This window comes from Natrinema pellirubrum DSM 15624 (assembly GCF_000230735.2).
Classification (GTDB): Archaea; Halobacteriota; Halobacteria; order Halobacteriales; family Natrialbaceae; genus Natrinema; species Natrinema pellirubrum.
The window spans coordinates 1,973,561-1,992,921 of sequence record NC_019962.1; the positions used below are offsets into that span (position 1 = coordinate 1,973,561).

Annotated in this window: 19 protein-coding genes and 1 tRNA gene; 7 read left to right on the top strand and 13 right to left on the bottom strand. The window is 66.6% G+C overall.

All coding sequences use genetic code 11. The annotated features are described in order from the left end of the window. Positions 1-72: 72 nt before the first annotated feature. The 5 genes from NATPE_RS09465 to NATPE_RS09485 form a co-directional block, all read right to left on the bottom strand. Positions 73-1,146: a CNNM domain-containing protein gene (locus NATPE_RS09465; RefSeq protein ID WP_006180704.1), complete on the bottom strand. Its 1,074-nt coding sequence runs from the start codon at positions 1,144-1,146 to the stop codon at positions 73-75. 165 nt (positions 1,147-1,311) lie between these two features. Then, the gene (locus NATPE_RS09470; RefSeq protein WP_006180703.1) at positions 1,312-1,740 is read right to left on the bottom strand and encodes a universal stress protein; all 429 of its coding nucleotides are present in this window, start codon (positions 1,738-1,740) and stop codon (positions 1,312-1,314) included. Between the two features lie 151 nt (positions 1,741-1,891). After that, positions 1,892-2,806 carry a universal stress protein gene (locus tag NATPE_RS09475; protein WP_006180702.1) on the bottom strand — a complete coding sequence of 305 codons (915 nt, stop codon included), beginning with the start codon at positions 2,804-2,806 and terminating at the stop codon, positions 1,892-1,894. A gap of 58 nt (positions 2,807-2,864) precedes the next feature. Then, positions 2,865-3,266, bottom strand: a complete 402-nt coding sequence (locus NATPE_RS09480) for a universal stress protein (RefSeq protein ID WP_006180701.1) — start codon at positions 3,264-3,266, stop codon at positions 2,865-2,867. Positions 3,267-3,377: 111 nt separating this feature from the next. Continuing rightward, complete coding sequence (locus NATPE_RS09485) at positions 3,378-3,872, bottom strand: hypothetical protein (RefSeq protein ID WP_006180700.1); 495 nt, start codon at positions 3,870-3,872, stop codon at positions 3,378-3,380. Between the two features lie 233 nt (positions 3,873-4,105). Here NATPE_RS09485 and NATPE_RS09490 point away from each other — a divergent pair, with 233 nt between their 5' ends. Beyond that, positions 4,106-5,362 carry a cytochrome D1 domain-containing protein gene (locus NATPE_RS09490; protein WP_006180699.1) on the top strand — a complete coding sequence of 419 codons (1,257 nt, stop codon included), beginning with the start codon at positions 4,106-4,108 and terminating at the stop codon, positions 5,360-5,362. 19 nt (positions 5,363-5,381) lie between these two features. On the opposite strand, the gene NATPE_RS09495 is transcribed toward NATPE_RS09490, so the two are convergent. The 4 genes from NATPE_RS09495 to NATPE_RS09510 form a co-directional block, all read right to left on the bottom strand. Further along, positions 5,382-5,882, bottom strand: a complete 501-nt coding sequence (locus NATPE_RS09495; protein ID WP_006180698.1) for a molybdopterin-dependent oxidoreductase — start codon at positions 5,880-5,882, stop codon at positions 5,382-5,384. 81 nt (positions 5,883-5,963) lie between these two features. Beyond that, positions 5,964-6,488 (bottom strand): carboxymuconolactone decarboxylase family protein, encoded by a 525-nt coding sequence (locus tag NATPE_RS09500; RefSeq protein ID WP_006180697.1) that lies wholly within the window; start codon positions 6,486-6,488, stop codon positions 5,964-5,966. A gap of 2 nt (positions 6,489-6,490) precedes the next feature. Further along, positions 6,491-6,946, bottom strand: coding sequence for a MaoC family dehydratase (locus NATPE_RS09505; RefSeq protein WP_006180696.1), 456 nt, complete (start codon positions 6,944-6,946; stop codon positions 6,491-6,493). 82 nt (positions 6,947-7,028) lie between these two features. After that, positions 7,029-8,351, bottom strand: a complete 1,323-nt coding sequence (locus tag NATPE_RS09510) for an MFS transporter (RefSeq protein ID WP_006180695.1) — start codon at positions 8,349-8,351, stop codon at positions 7,029-7,031. Between the two features lie 183 nt (positions 8,352-8,534). Between NATPE_RS09510 and NATPE_RS09515 the strand changes: the two genes are divergently transcribed. From NATPE_RS09515 to NATPE_RS09535, 5 genes are all read left to right on the top strand, one after another. Next, positions 8,535-9,464, top strand: a complete 930-nt coding sequence (locus NATPE_RS09515) for an NAD-dependent epimerase/dehydratase family protein (protein ID WP_006180694.1) — start codon at positions 8,535-8,537, stop codon at positions 9,462-9,464. A 383-nt stretch (positions 9,465-9,847) separates the two neighbouring features. Next, positions 9,848-12,538, top strand: a complete 2,691-nt coding sequence (gene ppc, locus NATPE_RS09520; RefSeq protein WP_006180693.1) for a phosphoenolpyruvate carboxylase — start codon at positions 9,848-9,850, stop codon at positions 12,536-12,538. Positions 12,539-12,637: 99 nt separating this feature from the next. Then, positions 12,638-12,722, top strand: a tRNA-Ser gene (locus NATPE_RS09525). Positions 12,723-13,018: 296 nt separating this feature from the next. Beyond that, positions 13,019-14,677 (top strand): 4Fe-4S ferredoxin N-terminal domain-containing protein, encoded by a 1,659-nt coding sequence (locus NATPE_RS09530; RefSeq protein ID WP_006180692.1) that lies wholly within the window; start codon positions 13,019-13,021, stop codon positions 14,675-14,677. Positions 14,678-14,765: 88 nt separating this feature from the next. Continuing rightward, positions 14,766-14,966 (top strand): hypothetical protein, encoded by a 201-nt coding sequence (locus NATPE_RS09535; RefSeq protein WP_006180691.1) that lies wholly within the window; start codon positions 14,766-14,768, stop codon positions 14,964-14,966. A 66-nt stretch (positions 14,967-15,032) separates the two neighbouring features. Here the strand turns inward: NATPE_RS09535 and NATPE_RS09540 are convergent, their stop codons facing one another. The 3 genes from NATPE_RS09540 to NATPE_RS09550 form a co-directional block, all read right to left on the bottom strand. Further along, a complete protein-coding gene (locus NATPE_RS09540; protein ID WP_015298995.1) occupies positions 15,033-16,634 on the bottom strand; it encodes a (R)-citramalate synthase in 1,602 nt (533 codons plus the stop codon). Positions 16,635-16,711: 77 nt separating this feature from the next. Further along, entirely contained in the window at positions 16,712-17,125 is a 414-nt protein-coding gene (locus NATPE_RS09545) for a DUF192 domain-containing protein (RefSeq protein WP_006180689.1), read from the bottom strand. A 115-nt stretch (positions 17,126-17,240) separates the two neighbouring features. Further along, positions 17,241-17,603: a hypothetical protein gene (locus NATPE_RS09550; protein WP_006180688.1), complete on the bottom strand. Its 363-nt coding sequence runs from the start codon at positions 17,601-17,603 to the stop codon at positions 17,241-17,243. A 109-nt stretch (positions 17,604-17,712) separates the two neighbouring features. On the opposite strand from NATPE_RS09550, the gene NATPE_RS09555 reads away from it, so the two are divergent. Further along, positions 17,713-18,237, top strand: a complete 525-nt coding sequence (locus NATPE_RS09555; protein ID WP_015298997.1) for a DUF7097 family protein — start codon at positions 17,713-17,715, stop codon at positions 18,235-18,237. Between the two features lie 18 nt (positions 18,238-18,255). Here the strand turns inward: NATPE_RS09555 and NATPE_RS09560 are convergent, their stop codons facing one another. Beyond that, the gene (locus NATPE_RS09560; protein ID WP_006180686.1) at positions 18,256-19,212 is read right to left on the bottom strand and encodes an SDR family oxidoreductase; all 957 of its coding nucleotides are present in this window, start codon (positions 19,210-19,212) and stop codon (positions 18,256-18,258) included. Positions 19,213-19,361 lie beyond the last annotated feature (149 nt).

Below are 19,361 nucleotides of genomic sequence, written 5' to 3' on the forward strand. Positions count from 1 at the left end.
GTTTTGATCCCGTTACCGACGCGACTGCGACGGGAGACGAGCCGATGGCAGCCAAAGTGAACGCTGTCGGAACTACGATCGTCCCTGTAGCAAGCCGTCGTTCACGTCGAGCGGGTCCTCGAAGTCACCGACCAGTGCCTCGAGGGCGTCGGTCGCCGTCAGGAGTCCGACGACGGTCCCGTCAGCCTCGACGAGCGCGAGTTCCTGCTGTGCCGCCTGTAGTTTGTCGATCGCGTCGCTGACGTGCATATCGGCGGGAAGCGTCATCGGCGGTGTCGCGATGTCGGCGAAGGATACGTCGCCGGTTCGCAGCTCGTCGATCCGGTCGACGACCGTCGGGGCGTAGACGATCCCGACGAACGACTCCGGACTCTCCTCGATCAGTGGAAACCGGGTGTGAGGACTCGAGCCGATCCGGTCGACGTTCTCCGCAGTGGAGGTCGTCGTCGAGAGGAACGTGACGTTCTCGACGGGCGTCATCTCGTCCTCGACCGGCCGGTCGCCGACCGTCAGGGCGTTGATGATCTCCTCGCGTCGGTCGTCGGGGACGTCGCCCCGTTCGAGGACCGACGCGAGTCGGTTCCGGAGTTCGGCACGCGTTTCGATGATCTCCGTCTCGGTCTCGAGCCACGCACCGGTCATCTCGATCCCGAACCGGTGTAGCGTCCACTTCGCGACGGCATCACCGAACCAGATCACAGGCGAGAGGAGTTTCGCGAACCAGTACAGCGGGGTGGCCCCGTACCTCGCGACGAACTTCGTTCGCTCGACGCCGAGGTAGGTCGGCGTCTGTTCGCCGTGGGTGAGATGGAGGAGGTTGATGATGACGAACGCGAGGACGGCACCGGAACCCGCGGAGGCAAGCGCGGTGTTCTCGAAGACGGGACGGATGATCGTCGCGAGCGCCGGTTCGGCGACGATACCGACGGCGATGCTCGTTCCGCTGATGCCCACCTGACAGCTGGTCAGGTAGATCTCGAGTTCGTTGGTCATTTCCCACGCACGCCGCAGCCCCGGTTCGTCGAATTCCGACTCGGGGTACTGTCGGACGCGAGTGAGCGCGAACTCGATCGCGACGAAAAAGGCGTTCGCCAGAATGAGGGCGATGCCAGCGACCAACCGTCCGCCGATTTCGACCGGCTCCATGAACTGACGATTCGTCGAGAGTTCATATGAAAATACTTCTACTTTCCGGCAGGCTGGAACGTCGGTATCTACCGACGGCGCTGCCAGTACACTGTCACTTCGATCGGTGGCCGGCCGTCCTCGTCCGACCGACGGGGTCGGTTCCGAGGAGAGCCGTCGATCGATTCAGTCGCGGACGACGATGACTGGCACCGGTGATCGGCGGACCACCTTTTCCGCGACGCTGCCGAGCATGATACGCGACATTCGCTCGCGGCCGTGGCTTCCGATAACGACCGTCTCGTAGTCGTCCACCGTCACCAGCTCGACGATCTCCTGGTCGGGTTTCCCCGTCGCGATTTCGGTATCGATATCGTGGCCGTGGTCCGTGGCGATGTCGACTGCTTCGTCGAGGATATCGCGCCCGTCATCGCGGCCGCGTTCGACGGCCGGAACCCGATCCTCGGGGTCCTGAAACGCCGTCCAGTACCCGTCCGGAACCGGAACGACGTACAGGGCGGTGACGTCCGCATCCGGGAACTTCTCGAGCGCGTACTCGAGTGCGTCTTTCGCCGGCGCTGACCCGTCGTAGGGAACGAGGAGTCGGTCACTCATACCGACCGCTACGACGACCGGCAGTATAATACCGGCACCGTGTTCGAACCGCCGGCCGATCGGCCGGCGACAGCGACCCGTCGGCCGGACTCGCCGACTGTCTCCGGTTGATGTGGTCGGCGGGGGACATCCAGCGTCCCGGTTATCGCTCTCAGGTGGCGTTCATCGGAACACAAAACACCGGCAATTCGGCGTTCCGGACGACGTTTTCGGTCACGCTCCCGAGGAAGTGTCGCTCGAGGCCCGAGCGGCCGTGTGTCCCCATCGCGATGAGATCGATATCGTTGCCGTCGGCGTAATCCAGGACGACTCTCGCCGGCGGCCCCGTCGCGACGGTTCCCGTGAGGGTGCAGCCGCGCTCGCGCGCTCGTTCGCGGACCGACTCGAGGGCGTCCTCCCCGGGGCGCTCGAGTTCGGACAGGACCTCACCGGGCGCTCGCTGTGGCGAGAACCGTCTCGTGTCGACCGAGTAGACCGCGTGGGTCATCGCGTCGAAGGCCGCCGCGAGCGCCAGTCCCCAGTCGACGGCGACCGCCGCACCGTCGCTCCCGTCCGTCGGCAGGAGGACGTTCCGGACGGTGTCCTCGGTGAGCGGCTCGTCACTCGCCGCTGGCGGCACGACGAGTATCGGGGCCCCGACGGTCCGGAGGACGTTTTCGGTGACGCTCCCGAGAACGACCCGTTTGACACCCGTTTGCCCCTTTGTTCCCATCGCGACGACGTCGATATCGTGTTCATCGACGTAGCGATCGATGACCCGAAAGGGCGTCCCCTGCTCGGTCGCCGTCGTGACCTCGAGATCCGGATACCGGTCGCGGATCATCGACGAGACGGATTCGACGGCCGACTCGGCGTCGGCCTCGAGCGCGGCCCGCTGTTCGTCCGCGTCCGACTCGAGAACGGACGTAATACCCTCGATCGCGGAGGTGTCGACGGCCGAGAGGACGTGGACGCTCGCGTCGGCCATCGCGGCGAGATCGACGCCTCGTTTCGCCCCTGCGAGCGCACCGTCGCTGCCGTCGGTCGGTATGAGGACCGAATCGATCGTATCGATCGTCGGTGACATCGCGAGTGACTTCGGTTTCCCGTTGATTAATGCTGTGGGGGGGGCGGCCGGCAGCCGGTCACTCGACGAGTAACACCGGGACCATCGCCGCCTCGGAGACGCGTTTCGACACGCTCCCGCGAACGAGATGGTCGAGTTCCCGATGGCGACCGATAACGATCAGGTCGATATCATGGTCGGCGGCGTAGTCGAGGATCGCGCGATGGCGAAGGCCATGTGTCACGTCACCCGTGATCCGATCGACACCGGCGGCCGTCGCCCGATCGCGGACGTGTTCGACCGCCTGTCTGCCGACGTCCTCGAGATCGCTAAAGTCGATGCCGGGAGCGATCGCAGCGGAGTTGACCACGTACAGCGTGTGCAGCGTCGCGTCGTGTTCGGCAGCGAGCGCGATCGCTTCGTCGATCGCCCGGTCGGTCTCCTCGCGCCCGTCGGTCGGAACGAGAATTCGGTCGTACATACCGTCTCCTTGGTCGACGGGATCATTAATCGCTGGGCTCGGTGGCGACGTTCGTCCGACGGCGGAGGCGACGGGTTCGCCTCGAGTCGACCGGTGATCACTCGTCGGTCGCTACGTCGAGTCGGATTCCCGGTAGAAGTCGGGATGGGGGTCGAGGGCCTCGAGCGCTGGCGGCGTCGGCTGGCGAACGATGAAGACGTCGTACGCTTCATCGGCGGCGACGTGAACGCCGACGCTCGTCAACGGCGTGACGACGCGGCCGACGTTGTCGCTGCCGAGGAACACGACGCTCGGATCGTGGTTCCGTATCAGTCGCTCGATGTGGCCGGCCAGCTGGGCCTCGGGCGGAAACTCGCGGATCCGTTCGCACTCGAACGCCGCCGACGGTGCGAGCGTCCGCACTCGTTCGCGAAGGCGGTCGACGACCGCATCGACGTCGTACGGTTCGTCCTCGTCGATCCAGCCTTTCTCCCGTGCGTATCCTTTTCGCTCCGGGACGACGACGACGGCCGCGATTCCCTCCTCGAGTGCGGCGTCGTATTCGACGGCTCTGACGAGCGCGGCTTCCGCGAGTGCCGATCCGTCGAACGGGACGACAAAGGTCATACGGTCCGTCTCGACGCCGCGGCCAATAACTCCGAGGGTAATCGCCGCCCGTCCGGAAGCCCGCCGCGCGCTCGTGTGTCGCGTGCTTTTCCGTCCGCGGCTGGGCCGTGGCCGCCCTCGAGCGGACATCACGATCCACCCCGACCCGGCTCGGCTCACTGTCCGTCGTCCGTCCCGAACGTCTTCGCGGACGTGTATTTTCGAGTCAGGTCGAAAGGGTAGCGAGAGACTCGATGAGCGAGCAACTCGCCGCCAGCACCGTCAGACCGCCGTCGTTTCGCGAATTGGGGCTCGAGGAGATCGCCGATTCCCTCGAGGTTCACCGTGAGGAGACTGATCCACCGGCAACACCACAATATGACTGTCCGGACCTGCGGGACCTGCTGCTCGTTGCGGAACGCCAGCCGGGGTCGGTGTCGCTGATCGATACCACGCGTCACGAGCGGCTCGGTCGCATCGAGAACGTGGGGAGAGCGCCCCACTCGATCGTCTTTCACCGGTCGCTCGCCGACACCGATTCCGAGGCGTCCGCGTACGTCCAGTCCCGGCAAGGGTGGGTGAGCAAGCTCGATCTCTCCAGCGGCGACCTCGTCCGCCGCGTCCGGGCCGGTACCTCCGGGCGAGCCATTGCGATCTCGGCGGACTCGAACTACCTCCTCGCGGGGTACTACAACCCCAACCACGCGGTCGTCCTCGACGCCGAGACGCTCGAGCCGCTGCATCGGCTCCCGGCCCACGCGGTCGATCCGGACGGCCAATCGATCGCCTCGCGGATCTGTACCGTCCGGGACGTGCCGGGCGAGCGCTGCTTTCTGGTCGTCCTGAAAGACGCCGGCAGGGTCTGGTTCGTCGACTACGACGATCCCTCGTTCCCGATCGTCGATGAGGTCCCCGTCGGCCGGACCCTCCACGACGGCGTCTACGGACCCGACGAGCGATACTGCTATCTCGCCTCGCAGGGCGACGAGTGTCTGTACGTCCTCGACGTCCGGGAGCGGGCGGTCGTCGACCGGGTACCGACGGCCGGCCCGCCGCATCCGACCCCCGGTGCGATCGACGAGTACCGCGGGCTCGGCTTTACGGGGACCGTGATGAGCGACGCGATCACGGCGTGGGACCTCAAGGCCCGCGATCCCGTGGCCGATATCGAGGTGCCGGGCCACGGCATGTTCTGCAACTCCCACCCTGACAGCGACTACGTCTGGGGCGACGTGATCTTCGACGACACGGATCGAGACAACGAGGGGGTCATCTACGCGATCGACCCCGACGACCTGGTCGTGTCGACGGTCATCGACACGACCGAGTGGGCTCCCGGCCGGTCGCTCCATCCCGAGTTCACCCGCGACGGCGGCCACGTCTACGTCAGCTGCTGGGACGCGGGGAAACTGTTGGTCTTCGACAGTTCGACGGGGGCATTGACCGCCGAAATCGACGGGTTAGAGACCCCGACCGGGACTTTCCTCGGGGACCGGGCTACCGAACCCTGACCGACGGGACCCGTGCCGGTCACTCGATTCGTGAGAGCGCCACGTTCTTCGCGGTGTCGTCCGCCGTCGGTTCCGTCTCGCGGACCTCGAGTTCGCGCACCCACTTGACGCTCTCCCAGCAGTCGGCCCCGTCGCCCGTCGGCACGAGCCGCGCCGGCCCGCCGTGTTCGACCGGGAGCGGGTCGCCGTCGAGTGCCACGGCCAGCACCGCCTCGGACAGCCGCTCGAGGGAAATCGAGCAGGCGTAGCCGTCGTCCATCCCGCCGACGAGCGCGTACGCGCTCCCGTCGACCGGCTCGACCCGCTCGAGCAGTCGGGCGACGGGTACGCCCCGCCACGACAGCCCCTCGGCCACCCACCCCTCGGCGCAGGCAAAGTCATGGGTATAGGTCTCGAGCGGGAGATCGGTGAGGTCCGCGAGCCCGAAGTCGGTCGGGTGCCGGACCGCGCCGGTCACCGACAGTCGCCACTCGTCGGGGTCGACGCTCTCGGGCACGTCGAACTGCCTGAGGTCGCCCATACCGACGGAACGGTGGCGAATCGAATAAGCAACGATCCGAACGGGTTCGGGCCGAAATCGACCCGCGGTCGCCGCGAGGGGTCAGGGCCGCCAGCCGACGAACGCCTCCTCGGTCGCGACGTCGAACGCGTCCAGCACCCGGGCCGTCGCGACGTAGTGGGCCACGAGCATGGCGACGCCGACGACGGTCTCGACGTCGTAGTACTCGCCGAGCCGGTCGTGGTCGCCGTCGCGGGGATCGCCAAGGGCGACGCTGCGGGCGTAGGTGACCAGCGCCGCGTCGCGGTCCGAAAGCGCCGCGAGATCACCCTCACTGATGGCGGTGATCTCGGCGTCCGTCACGCCGGCCTCGCGGCCCAGCCGAACGTGCTGGTGCCACTCGTACTCGTGTTCGAGGGCGCGGGCGGCCGCCAGGATGACCACCTCGCGTTCACGCGCCGGCAGGACGTCCCAGAGCCGCGTCGAGTAGCGCATGTACCACTGTAGCAGTTCCGGAGCGTTGGCCATCGCCTGGAAGATGTGGGCGTCGCCCACGTCGTTCTCGGTGAACAGATAGCGGTACTCCTCGGGGAGGTCGTCGGCCTCGAGCAGCGGCACCCGGGCCATCCTCACTCCTCCGCGTCGTCCGGTCGACGGGCGATCATCCCCAGGCCGATCCAGGAGATGACTACGTCGCCGTCCTGGTTGATCCCCTCGAGTTTGCTGTCGACGTAGCCGCGAGTCGGATCGCTCTCGGAGACGCGTTTGTCGACGATCTCGGTCCGGACCGAGAGGGTGTCCCCGGGCTTGACCGGTCGTTTCCACCGGAGTTCGTCGACGCCGCGAGCGCCCATGCTGGCGCGGTCCTGGATCGGCCCGTCGACGAGCATCCGCATGCACATCGCGGCGGTGTGCCAGCCCGAGGCGACCAGTTCGCCGAACGCGGAGTCCTCGGCGGCCGCCTCGTCGGTGTGGAACGGTTGCGGGTCGTACTGTCCGGCGAACTCGAGTACCTCTTCTTTGGTCACGTGGTACTCGCCGAACTCGCGGGTCTCCCCGACCTCGATGTCCTCGTAGTAGCGCATGACCGTGTGGTGTGGTACGTATCGGCAAGTAGCTGTGGGCTGAGGCAGGCGACGGCGGGGGACCGACCGTCTCGAGCCTGAATCACCCGGCCGGCTGCTCGACGTCAGCGCCGGACTCGAGGGGCCGTTCCGCCCGCGTCCGGACGTGAAGCAGGATCGCACAGGCCGCGGCGAGCAACCCCGCAGCGGCCGCGATGGCGAACGCGACCCGGTAGCCGAACTCGGTGTAGACGCGGGTGCCGTTGACGGTGTCGCCGGTCCAGTAGGCGTCGAGGGCGGCCCCGAGGACGACCGGGAAGACGGCCGCGCCGACCCAGCCCATCGTGTTGACGATGCCGATCACGGTCCCGCTGGCCCCCTCCGGGTGGCGTTCCTTGATGACGGTGAAAGCGAGCGGCACGCCGCCACGCAGGACGCGAGAGAAGAGGAAGATCGCGCCGACGAGCAACAGGGGGACGGTCCCGAAGACGGCGAAGACCGTCCAGGTCAGCCCGAAGACGACCGTCGAGAAGACGATGAGGCCGGTTCGCTGTCCCCATCGGTCCGAGAGCCAGCCGAAGGCCGTCGGCCCGATCATGCCGCCGACGTTGCCCACCAGCAGGTAGACCGACGCCTCCGTCACGGAGATCCCGTGAGTCTGGACGAGATAGGGGATCCCCCACAGGCCGAAGATCGTGATCCCGATCCCGGTCATGAAAAAAAGCATGATCCCCAGCAGCCACGTTTCCGGTTCGCGAACCGCGTCCGAGACGTACCGCTTGAGCGTCGCGGCGTCGGTCACGTCCGGCCGATCCGGCACGTCGTCGATCGGCTCGAGGCCGGCGTCGGCCGGCGAGTCGTGGGAGACGAGGAGGATGCCGACCGCGGCCGCGAGGCCGAACGCACCGAGCCCGACCATCGACCCCCGCCAGCCGAGCCGCGAGACGGCGACCGCGAGCGGCGTCGTCGCCGCGAGGCCGCCCAGAATGCCGACGCTGAACGTCGCGCCAGTCATCGTACCGAACTCGTCGGGTCGGAACCAGTTCGCACAGAACCGCAGCGCCGCGACGAAGAGGACGCTGGCCCCCAGCCCGACCAGCACGCGGCCGCCGAACGCGACCGGATAGGTCGACGCCAGCCCGAACGCGACCGCGCCGGCGCTCATCACGGCAGTCCCCGTTGCAGCGATCGCCCGCGATCCGTACCGGTCCGTCAACAGTCCCGCGGGCACCTGAAACGCCGCGTACAGGTAGAAAAACGAGGAATGCAGCAGTCCGAGGCTCGTCGCCGTCGTGTCGAACGCACGCATCAGCTCCCCCGAGAGAACCGCGGTCGACGACCGGTGGAGGCTGACGAGGAAGAACGACGCCACGAGCAGTCCCCAGCCGATCCAGCGCCGTCGATACGGGTTCGAAAGCAGGCTCACCGTTTGGAGTATGCTATCATATTTGTTAAAGCTACGGCTCGAGCGGCGGATCGGTACCACCGCGGCGACTCGAGCGTCGATCCCCGGCCTGTCGTCGACTGCTGGCCGGTCACGTCAGTCGCAGTCGTTGCCACCGCTCGGGCTTTCAAAACACCTATGGATCACCGAACTGGGAGTTCCGATATGACTCTGGACGATCGGACCGTTCTCGTCACCGGAGGGTCGGGATTCATCGGCTCGAACCTGGCGAACCACCTCGCTGCGGACAACGACGTGACAGTCGTCGACGACCAGTATCTGGGCACGCCGGAAAACCTCGATGAAGACGTCGACTTCGTCGACGCGAGCGTCCTCGAGGACGACCTGCCGACCGATGTCGACGTCGTCTTCCACCTCGCGGCGCTGTCGTCCTATGCGATGCACGAGGAGGACCCAACCACGGGCGCTCGCGTGAACGTCGAGGGCTTCGTCAACGTGGTCGAGCAGGCGCGACAGGACGGCTGTGACACGGTCGTCTATGCCTCCACGTCGTCGATCTACGGCAGCCGTACCGAACCCTCGCCCGAGGACATGGACGTGGGCGTCGACACCGGCTACGAGGCCTCGAAGCTCGCCCGCGAGCGCTACGGCGAGTACTTCGCGAACCACTACGACATGTCGATGGCCGGCATGCGCTTTTTCTCGGTGTATCAGGGCTACGGCGGCGCGGAGGAACACAAGGGCGAGTACGCTAACGTGATCGCGCAGTTCGCCGACGACATCGCAAACGGCGAGTCGCCGGTCCTGTACGGCGACGGCACCCAGACGCGGGACTTCACCCACGTCTCCGACATCGTCCGCGGGCTCGAGGGCGCGGCGGCGGCCGAACTCGACGGGATCTACAACCTCGGGACCGGCGAGGCCTACGACTTCGAGACGGTCGTCGAAATGATCAACGACGAACTGGGGACTGACGTCGAGCCCGAGTACGTCGAGAACCCTATCCCCGAGGATGTCTACGTCCACGACACCTGCGCCGACGCCTCGAAGATCCGCGAAGCGATCGGCTGGGAACCGCAGATCGATTTCGAGGAGGGGATTCGGCGGGTGTGTGCGCAGTACACCGACGAGTGACGAATCGCGGGCTGTGATCTCCCGGAGTCCGATCGAGAACCCGCCGCCACCTCGGTCGTCGCATCCGGCACGGATACGTTTCGTGCGACTAGTGAGTTGGTGAACCAATTGGGGGCGAGGACTACCCGCTATTCGAAATTGAATGCCGCAGTCGTTCGTATAGTACAGCCGAAACCAACCAGCTAGAGGTATAATTTATACTTATAGTAAACATTCCTGGTCCTGGTTGTGGTGTCGATAGCGATTGGGCCGGCGAGCGAACGGATCGGCAGGAGCCGCTCGTCGGCCCAACATCACCGCCAGTAACTATCACGGAAAACGATGTATGAGTCGGGTAGCACTCCTGCTAGGGGTTTTTACTATGGCACGCACATCCACACGATATGCGACTTCACAACAGGAACGTCCGCCAGGACGTCCGCGAACTCGGGGCGTTGCTCGGCGACGTCCTCGAGGACCAGACTTCCCGACGCGCGTTCGAGACCGTCGAGTCCTGTCGCCGGACCGCGATCGAGTACCGGTCGGGCGACCTCGAGTCCCGGGAGCCGCTGATCGCGGAACTCGAGGGACTGTCGCCCCACCAGCAACGGATCGTCGCCCGGGCGTTTACCACCTACTTCGAGTTGATCAACCTCGCTGAGGAACGCGAGCGGGTTCGGACCATTCGGACCGCGTCTCAGGAGGGGACCCTCGAGGACAGCCTCGAGACCGCGGCCGCCGAGTTGGGCGAGGCCGACGTCGAGACCGTCCGGCAGGTCCTCGACGACGTCCTGATCGAGCCGACGTTTACCGCCCACCCGACCGAGGCCCGCCGGAAGACGGTCAAGTCCAAACTGCGGGAGATTTCGACGTCGCTCGAGACCGTCGACGAGCGGCTGCTGACCGACAAGGAGGAGGGGCAGGTCTGGCGGGACGTCGACGCGGAGGTCACGAGCCTCTGGCAGACCCCGCAGGTCCGCAATCGCCAGCCCGAACCCGAAGACGAGGCGCGCAACGTCCAGTGGTACCTCGAGAACACGCTGTTCGACGTGGTCGGCGAGGTCTACGACGAACTCGCCGATGCGATCGACGAGGAAGTCCCCGGCAGTCTCGAAATCCCGAAGCTCTTCGAGTTTCGGTCGTGGGCCGGCAGCGACCGCGACGGCAACCCCTACGTGACCCCCGAGGTCACGGCGAACACCCTGGAGCGCCAGCGTTCGGTCGTCTTAGAGCAGTACCGCGATCAGCTCAAACGCCTCTCCGGAGTCCTGAGCCAGGACGGCAGCCGGATCGACGCCGGCTCGGCGTTTCAGGCCTCGCTCGAGGAAGATCGCGAGCGGCTGCCGGGGACCGCTCGGACGGCCGAGGAGCGCTACCCCGACGAGCCGTACCGACAGAAGCTCAAGCTGATGCGCGAGCGACTCCGCCGGGTCGGCGACGTTCGCCCCGGCGGCTACGAGACGGTCGAAGGCCTGCGCGACGACCTCGCGGTCATCGCCGAGAGCCTCCGGGACAACGGGGCCGAAAGCGTCGTCGACGCTCACGTCGACCCGATCCGGCGGCGGGTCGCGACCTTCGGCTTCTCGCTGGCGAGTCTGGACCTGCGGGATCACCAGCAGAAACACACCGACGCCATTGCCGAGGCCCTCGAGGCCGAGGAGATCGACTACCACGGCCTCTCGGAGGACGAGCGGGTCGAGTTCCTGACCGACGCGGTCCTGCAGGACGAGCCCGTCATCGACCTCGAGCGGACGGCGGACCTCTCCGAGGAATCGGCACGAGTCCTCGACCTGTTCGATCGCCTCGCGGCGTGGCAGACCGAGTACGGGAGCAACGCGATCGACACCTACTGCATCTCGATGACCGAGGAGCCGAGCCACGTCCTCGAGGTACTCTTCCTCGCGGACCAGGCCGGCGTCGTCTCCCTGCCCGAACACTCGGGGCTCGATATCGTCCCGCTTTTGGAGACCGAATACGCCCTCTCGGGGGCCCGCCGGATCATGGGCACGCTGTTCGAGAACGAGGCCTACGCGCAGGCGCTGGCGGCCCGCGGGCGGACCCAGGAGATCATGCTGGGGTACTCCGACTCGAACAAGGAGAACGGCTTTCTCGCGGCCAACTGGTCGCTGTACAAGAACCAGCGCCGGCTCGGCGAGATCTGCGACGATCACGACGTGACGATGCGGCTGTTCCACGGTCGCGGCGGCTCGATCTCGCGGGGCGGCGGCCCGATGAACGAGGCGCTGCTGGCCCTGCCCAACTCCACGGTCACGGGGCAGGTCAAGTTCACCGAGCAAGGCGAAGCCATTGCCGAGAAGTACGCCAACCCCCGCATCGCCGAGCGCAACATCGAACAGATGCTCAACGCCCAGTTGCGGGCGCGCAAGCAGGCGCTGGACCAGCCCGAAGAGGAGGTCCCCGAGGAGTGGGTCGACGCGATGGAAACGATGGCCGACGCCGCCCGCCGGGAGTACCGCGACCTCTTGGAGAGCGACGGGTTCGTCCGCTACTTCGAGCAGGCGACGCCGATCACGGTCATCGAAGATCTCGATCTGGGCTCGCGGCCGGCCTCCCGCAGCGGCGAGCGCACGGTCGAGGATCTGCGGGCGATCCCGTGGGTGTTCTCCTGGACCCAGTCGCGGTGTATCCTCCCGGGCTGGTACGCGCTCGCGACGGGAATCGACGCCTACGCAGACGACGGCGGCTCGATGGAGACGCTCCAAGAGATGTACGAGGAGTGGCCGTTCTTCCGGACCACGCTCGACAACGCCGCGCTCTCGCTCTCGCGTACTGAACTCGAGATCGCCGAGCGCTACGCCGAAATGGCCGACGACGACCTCCGGGAGCGCTTTTTCCCCCGGGTGACCGACGAGTACGAGCGGGCAAGCGAGTTGATCACCGAAATCGGCCAGCGCGAACAGTTACACACCCGCGACTGGCTCGGCGAGAACCTCGAGCGACGAAACCCCTACGTCGACCCGCTGAACATGCTTCAGGTCTACCTGCTCGACCGGACCCACCGGACCGACATCGAGGAGCGAACGCTGCGACTGACGGTCAAGGGGATCGCGGCCGGGATGAAGAACACCGGGTAACGCCGCTCGGCTCGAGGTGCCATCGCCCTCGGGCGAACCGTTCGCACGGAGCGAAAAAATCGAAACGGGTAAAAACGTCTCTCGAGTAGAGAGGAGTGAGCCGAGATAGCCTAGCCCGGCCAAGGCGGCAGATTCGAAATCTGCTGTCCTCACGGACACGGGAGTTCGAATCTCCCTCTCGGCGCTTTTACAGCAACAAACCGATGAGCGCCGCGTAGCGGCGCGAATCGATGTTCGGTGCTGCAACACGATTCCGGACGATTTGCGGTCGTCCAAACTGACACCGCCGAGTCGTGCTGACTGGACGCTTCAATTCTCGAGTCGCACCGTCCGATGGCGGCGGAGGGGTACGACATGTTCCGCTCTGGCGCCGACGGTCCCGTCATTTGCAGGCTGGGCCTCTTTGCGAGGACTTGTGATAGGTGTGGGAACACGAGCCACAATGAACGGACCTCGAGCGACACCGGACCGGTGGGGACGATGAGTTTCGACGACGACACCTCGGACGACGAGGCGTTTCACCCCCTCGGTGAGTCGTGGCAGGACGACCTCGAGGAGATGCTCGACGAGACCGAGTACGACACCGAACTCGGCATGGAAATGGGGAGAGACGCCATGCGGGTCACGAAGGGGGAACTCTCGGAGGAGGAGTTCCACGAGCGATATCACGACGACGTGGTCGCGGAGTTCGGCGAGGACGAACGGCCGATCGCCAGCCCGGACGATGCGGACGGCAACGAGGATGGGATCGGGTCGACGCTGTTGGAATTCGCCAACGGCGACGGATCCCGTCGTGAGATGCTCAAAAAGACCGGGGCCGGGCTGGGGTTCGCGAGTCTCGGCTGGGGCGCGGTCGATCAACAGGAGCCGGAGCCCGCCGTCGAGGAGGCGGGAGAAGTCCAGGACGCAGACGAGGGAACCCAGTGGGGGATGACGATCGACCTCGAGAACTGTGACGGCTGTCTCGCCTGCGTGACCGCTTGCAATCAGGAACACAACTGGGACCAGGGGTCAAACTGGATGTACGTCCTCGCCTTCGAGGACGGCTCGGTCGAGTCTCCGGATCCCGACACCGTCGACGTCGACCCCGAGGACTGTGGGGACAACCCGGTCGTCCACGAGTTCAACTACCTCGTCCGCCCGTGTCAGCACTGCACCGACGCGCCCTGCGAGAAGGTCTGTCCGACGACGGCCCGTCATACCCGCGAGAAGGGTGGGATGGTACTGACCGACTACGACATCTGCATCGGCTGCCGGTACTGTCAGGTCGCCTGCCCGTACGGCGTCAACTACTTCCAGTGGGAGGAACCGGAAACCGACGAGGACGAACTCAGTGCCGACATGGTCTACGACTATCGCGACCGGCGCGTCAGCGCTCGTGCCCCTCGCGGCGTCATGTCGAAGTGCGTCTTCGACCCCGCCCGTCAGGACGGGAACTTCGGCGAGGGCAACGTCGGCACGGTCGCCTGCGAGGTCGCCTGCCCACCGAACGTGATCCAGTTCGGCGACAAGAACAACCCCGCGAGCGATCCCGAACGGTACAGGGAGAACCCGGCTCGATCGCGAACGATCATCAACCTGAATGCGGAGCTTCCGTCCGCGGATTCGGTTTCGTCGTCGCTCGAGGGCGTCAGCGGGAATTTAGACGCGGTCATCGATGCCGTCGACGAGTTCACGAGGACGCGAATCGCGCTCGCGACGGGGGTCCAAATCACCCAAGAGGAGTACGAGGAGGAAGCGCCGCCGGGCGATTCGCTCCCGGACAAGGAAACGGGCATCCTCGAGGTCGTCAGCGCGATCGAAGACACCGGCCTCGTCCTCGAAAGCGAGCAGGTTCGCGAGGAACTCGGGTTGCTGGCGGACCAGTTCGAGGGGCCGAGCCAGGACGTCCAGGTCGCCGACACGGAAGAGGTCGCACAGGAACTGTTCGAGGATTACGTCAACGCGCCCCAAAACGAGTTCGAGTTGCTCGCGGATATCGGAACGAACCCGAACGTCGACTACCTCGGCCATGAACCCGGGCCCGAAGCCGAGCAGGTTCGCGGACCGGTCTCGTACGCGGACGTCGGCATGCTCAATAGGCGCCAGAACGCCCTCGAGAAGCGGACTATCGGCCTCGGGCCGATCGACTCGTCTTGACCTCCTTTCACCCCAATCGAGACGGCAGTCAGGGGCCGAGCCGTTCGAAACCCCACGCATTCAAGCGACTCGAGCCGAACGGGCGACTATGGACCGTCGAAAGCGACTGATCGTCGGGGGCCTCTGGATCGGGGTCGCGATCGTGATGGCGACGACCCTCGAGGTCGGCCTGCCCACGTCTGCGAGCGCGGTCGCTCGCCTGTTCGTCGTCGCCGTCGCTCTGTTTCTGGCCGCCGTCTACGCGCTCGACCCGTGGAACGTCGTGAGCGATCCGTTCCGGCAGGGATAGGCCAGCGCCGACGCCGTCGCTCTCCGGTGGATCGGACCGCGAGAACCGAGTCGGCCACCGAACTCCTCAGTCGTCGGCCGGTGCGAGCGGCTGCTGGTCGGCCGCGAGCAGCCGATCGAGCGCGTCGACCATCGCTTTCACGCTCGCACGAGTGATGTCGGCCTCGCTGCGGGCGACCGTCACCGAGCGGTCATTGCGGACCATCGTGACTTCGACAGTGACGACGGCGTCGGTGCCGCCAGTGACGGCGTCGACGTGGTAGGACTCGAGTTCGGCGTCGGCCATCGAGCCCAGCGCCTCGCGGACGGCGGAGACGGCGGCGTCGACGGGGCCGGAGCCGGTGCCGCTGGCGACGCGTTCCTCGCCGTCGACGTCGAGGCGGACGCTCGCGGTCGGGACCGCCCCGCCGCTGGTGGCGGAGAGATCGAGGAGGTCGACGACGCGCTCGCGGTCGTCCCCGGTGACGTCCTCGGCGATCGCCAGCAGGTCGGCGTCGGTGACCCGGCGGCCACGGTCGCCCAGTTCCGTCACGCGAGTCGCGATCTCGGCGACCTCGTCGTCGGCGGCCTCGACGTCGTGTTCCTCGAGCGCGGCCCTGACGCCGGCGCGACCGGTGTGTTTGCCCAGCGCGAGCCGGCGTTCGCGCCCGACCGTCTCAGGGGCGTAGGGCTCGTACATCTTGTCGTCTTTGAGCGTGCCGTCGGTGTGGATGCCGCTCTCGTGGGTGAAGGCGTTCTCGCCGATGACGGCCTTGTTCGGCGGGAGCTGGACGCCCGTCGCCCGGGCGACGGTCTGGGCGAGGTCGTACACCTCTTCGAGATCGAGCGTTTCGACGTCGTAGACGTGATCGAGCGCGATCGCGACCTCTTCGAGGGCGACGTTGCCGGCGCGTTCGCCGAGCCCGTCGACCGTGCAGTGGACCAGGTCGGCCCCCGCGGAGACGGCCGCGAGCGCGTTCGTGACGCCCAGCCCGAGGTCATCGTGGGTGTGGGCGCTCACCGGACCGAGGTCGGCGAGTCGGGAGACGGCCTCGTGGGTGTGTTCGGGGCCGGTGTGGCCGACGGTGTCGGCGAAACAGAATCGGTCCGCGCCGGCCTCGAAGGACGTCTCGGCGAGTTCCTCGAGGTAGTCGAGATCCGCTCGCGAGCCGTCCTCGCCGATGACCTCGACCCAGAGGTCGTTCTCTTTGGCGTAGGCCACCAGTTCGGCGGTGTTTTCGAGGTTGTCCGCGCGGGACGTGCCGACCTTGCCCTCGACGTGGCGATCGCTGGCGGGGACGACGATGTGAACCCCGTCGACATCACACTCGAGCGCGAGGTCGATGTCGCCTTTCATTCCGCGACAGAAGCTGGTGACGCGGGCGTCGAGATCGAGGTCGGTCACCCGCGAGATGGCCTGTCGCTCACCCGCACCGGTACAGGCGCTGCCGGCTTCGATGACGGAGACGCCCGCGCGCTCGAGCGAGCGGGCGATTTCGACCTTCTCGTCGGGCGAGAGCGAGACGCCCGGCGCTTGCTCGCCGTCGCGAAGCGTCGTATCAAGCAGGCGTACTGTACGGTCCGATGCGATCGTCTGTTCGGGTGAGTGAGTTACAGGCAAGAGTGGTGAATTACGGGAACTGCGGGTGTTGTCGTCGGAACGGTGATTATACTCGTCGGAGAATTTCACGCCCAGCCGGGTCGCCCCGACTTCCTCTATCCTCGTCAGATGGCGTATGGCGTGCCATTGTATCCCGTCACAACGTATCACGGTGTCTTAAAACCGCCGGTTCCGGACTCGGGGCCGGCGTCCTCGAGGCGGACCCGGTCGCCGGCCTCGACACCCGCGGCGCTGCCGGCCGGCAGTTCCACGATGAGATCGGCTCGGGCGCGGGCGAAACTCCGCCACGGCCGGAGCCGCTCGACGCGCTGGACGACTCCGTCCTCTATCCAGAGGGCGTCGATCGGAAAGAACACGAACAGCATGTGAAGGTCCCGGACCGCCGGGTCGTCGAACCGAAAGGCGAGCGCGTAGTCGTCGGGCACCGAGCGCCGGAACATGAGCCCGCGGGCCTGGCTCACGAGCGTGTCCGCGACCTCGACCGTCGTCGCCAGCGTTTCCGTCCGCTCCTCGACTATCTCGTCGTCGGCGTCGGACGCCGGCTCGTGGACGAGTCGCACGACCTCGAGTCCGAACGGCGACGAGAAAAAGGTCTCGGGCCGCGCCTATAGTAGCCACTGAAAGTCATTGCACACCTGATCGCACGACAGCGTTGCGATCAGTGTGTGAATCGTTTCAGTGGCTACTATAGAGATCCGCGACCGTCGCTGCAGCGTCGAACGCCGCCAGCACGCCCTCCTCGAGCAGGAGCCGGCCGAATTCGGAGAGTTCGTATTCGGGGCCGTCGACCGACGGGTCGACGAGGCAGGGCATTCGCTCGGCGAGGACGCCGCCGTCGACGAGCGCGTCGATGGCGGGTTCGATAGCCGCCTCCCCGTCGTCCGTTTCGGCCGCGATCTCGGGAACCGTCACGCCGTCGTCCGAGTGTGCGTACACCGCGTACGCGACCGCAAACTGGTCGCGGTCGCCGATCGCGTCGACGGCCGCGAGGACGTCGTCGGTCGAGAGGAGGGTGTCGGGATCGTCGGTCGGAAGCACGACCGGCGGTAACGCGGGCCGGGGGCAAAACCCCATCGACGGCGACGGCTGACTTCCCTCGGACGCGGGCGGTCGATTCAACATCCCCGGAGCCCTAGTGCCGGCGACGATGGAGAAAACGCCGCAGGGAACCTCGGTCGGCGTCGACGACCCCTACGAGTTCGCGGGCGTCTGTGACTACCTGACCGGCGAGGGGACGTGTCGGTACGCCTTCGATCACTACGACCACGACCCCGAGTTCGCCCGCGAGCGCGCTGCCGAGGACTACGAGTGTCCCGTCGTCGACCCCGAGTCCGACCCCTCGTGGGCCGACTGCCCGCACTTCCGGTCGCGGAATCACGATCGCGAGTGCGTTCGCTGTGGCCTCGCGGAAAAGCGGATGGCCCACGACGACGAGCGACCGCTGCTCGAGGAACACCACCTCTCCTACGATCGCGACGGCGAGACCCTCTCTCACGAGATCACGGTCTATCTCTGTCGCTGGTTCCACTCGAAGGTCCACGATTCGTGGGCGCGGATCACCGACGACGCCGCGCCCGACCCCGAGGCGATCGCCGCCCTCGAGCAGCGACGGGGCCGCGAACAGTCGGAACTGGGGTTCGAGTCGGCGGCGGAACGATACGACGACTCCTAGCGGCCGCGAAGCCGCGGCTCAGACGAGTTTGCGGACCAGCCCGTAGAGCTTGTCGCGAATCGAGGCCGGGAGGAACCGGGCGTACAGCCCGTACTGCGCGAGGGGACCGACCGGGTACCGGGCCGGCGGATCGGGGCTGGTCGCCGACTCGAGGATCGCCTCGGCGACGTCCTCGGGTTCGGAGGCGAAGGGGCCGCCGCTACCGCCGCCGATCAGTTGGGCGTCGTCGTAGAGTTCGTACAGCGACTCGTAGTCTGCCGTTCGCTCGTTCTCCGGAAGTTCCTCGTCGACGCGGGTCGTAAACGCCGTCTCGACCGGCCCGGGTTCGATCAGCACCACGTCGATGTCGAACTCGTCGACTTCGGCCCGCAGTGCGTCGCTCATCCCCTCGAGGGCGAACTTCGAGCCGGAGTACGCGCCCGAGCCGGGCATCGAGATCCGGCCGGAGACGCTCGAGACGTTGACGATTCGGCCCTCTCCCTGGGCACGCATGTGCGGGAGGGCGGCGCGGGTCAGCCGGTGGGGGCCGTAGACGTTGACGTCGAACTGTCGGTGGAGGTCGCTCGTCGAGACGTCCTCGAGCGGGCCCATCTGGGCGTAGCCGGCGTTGTTCACGACGCAATCGATCGAGCCGGCGACGTCGACGACTTCCTCGACGGTCCGGGCGACCTGTTCGGGGTCGGTGACGTCCAGCGCGAGGGTCTCACAGCCCTCGTCCGCGAGGTCGGCGACGTCGTCGACGTTGCGCGCCGTCGCGAAGACCTGCCAGTCGTCGTCGAGGAAGGCGCGGGCGGTCGCGCGACCGATGCCGGACGAGCAGCCGGTGATGAGTACCGACTGCTTGCGCGTGTAGCGGTCCTCGTCGCCTGCGGGGCCCGCGTCGTCCACGGTGGTCTCGCGGCCGGGGTCGTCCTCGACGACGGTCCCGTCGGCGCCATCGTCGGCTGTCCTCTCGACGTCCGCATCGGTAGCCATACGCGACGGGTTCGTGCGACGATACCTAAGTATCGATGGTTTGTCGCGCTGATCGTACTGTTCGGATTCGGCGACGATCACGGGGTGACGAGCGACCCCCTCGAGACGGCAAACGACCTGAAAGCCCCCGGATCGATCGACTCGCGCGC

Excerpts from the sequence above, each read along its gene's own strand:
- NATPE_RS09465 (WP_006180704.1), bottom strand. The coding sequence starts at position 1,146 with ATGGAGCCGGTCGAAATCGGCGGACGGTTGGTCGCTGGCATCGCCCTC.
- NATPE_RS09470 (WP_006180703.1), bottom strand. The coding sequence starts at position 1,740 with ATGAGTGACCGACTCCTCGTTCCCTACGACGGGTCAGCGCCGGCGAAA.
- NATPE_RS09475 (WP_006180702.1), bottom strand. The coding sequence starts at position 2,806 with ATGTCACCGACGATCGATACGATCGATTCGGTCCTCATACCGACCGAC.
- NATPE_RS09480 (WP_006180701.1), bottom strand. The coding sequence starts at position 3,266 with ATGTACGACCGAATTCTCGTTCCGACCGACGGGCGCGAGGAGACCGAC.
- NATPE_RS09485 (WP_006180700.1), bottom strand. The coding sequence starts at position 3,872 with ATGACCTTTGTCGTCCCGTTCGACGGATCGGCACTCGCGGAAGCCGCG.
- NATPE_RS09490 (WP_006180699.1), top strand. The coding sequence starts at position 4,106 with ATGAGCGAGCAACTCGCCGCCAGCACCGTCAGACCGCCGTCGTTTCGC.
- NATPE_RS09495 (WP_006180698.1), bottom strand. The coding sequence starts at position 5,882 with ATGGGCGACCTCAGGCAGTTCGACGTGCCCGAGAGCGTCGACCCCGAC.
- NATPE_RS09500 (WP_006180697.1), bottom strand. The coding sequence starts at position 6,488 with ATGGCCCGGGTGCCGCTGCTCGAGGCCGACGACCTCCCCGAGGAGTAC.
- NATPE_RS09505 (WP_006180696.1), bottom strand. The coding sequence starts at position 6,946 with ATGCGCTACTACGAGGACATCGAGGTCGGGGAGACCCGCGAGTTCGGC.
- NATPE_RS09515 (WP_006180694.1), top strand. The coding sequence starts at position 8,535 with ATGACTCTGGACGATCGGACCGTTCTCGTCACCGGAGGGTCGGGATTC.
- ppc (WP_006180693.1), top strand. The coding sequence starts at position 9,848 with ATGCGACTTCACAACAGGAACGTCCGCCAGGACGTCCGCGAACTCGGG.
- NATPE_RS09530 (WP_006180692.1), top strand. The coding sequence starts at position 13,019 with ATGAGTTTCGACGACGACACCTCGGACGACGAGGCGTTTCACCCCCTC.
- NATPE_RS09535 (WP_006180691.1), top strand. The coding sequence starts at position 14,766 with ATGGACCGTCGAAAGCGACTGATCGTCGGGGGCCTCTGGATCGGGGTC.
- NATPE_RS09555 (WP_015298997.1), top strand. The coding sequence starts at position 17,713 with ATGGAGAAAACGCCGCAGGGAACCTCGGTCGGCGTCGACGACCCCTAC.
- NATPE_RS09560 (WP_006180686.1), bottom strand. The coding sequence starts at position 19,212 with ATGGCTACCGATGCGGACGTCGAGAGGACAGCCGACGATGGCGCCGAC.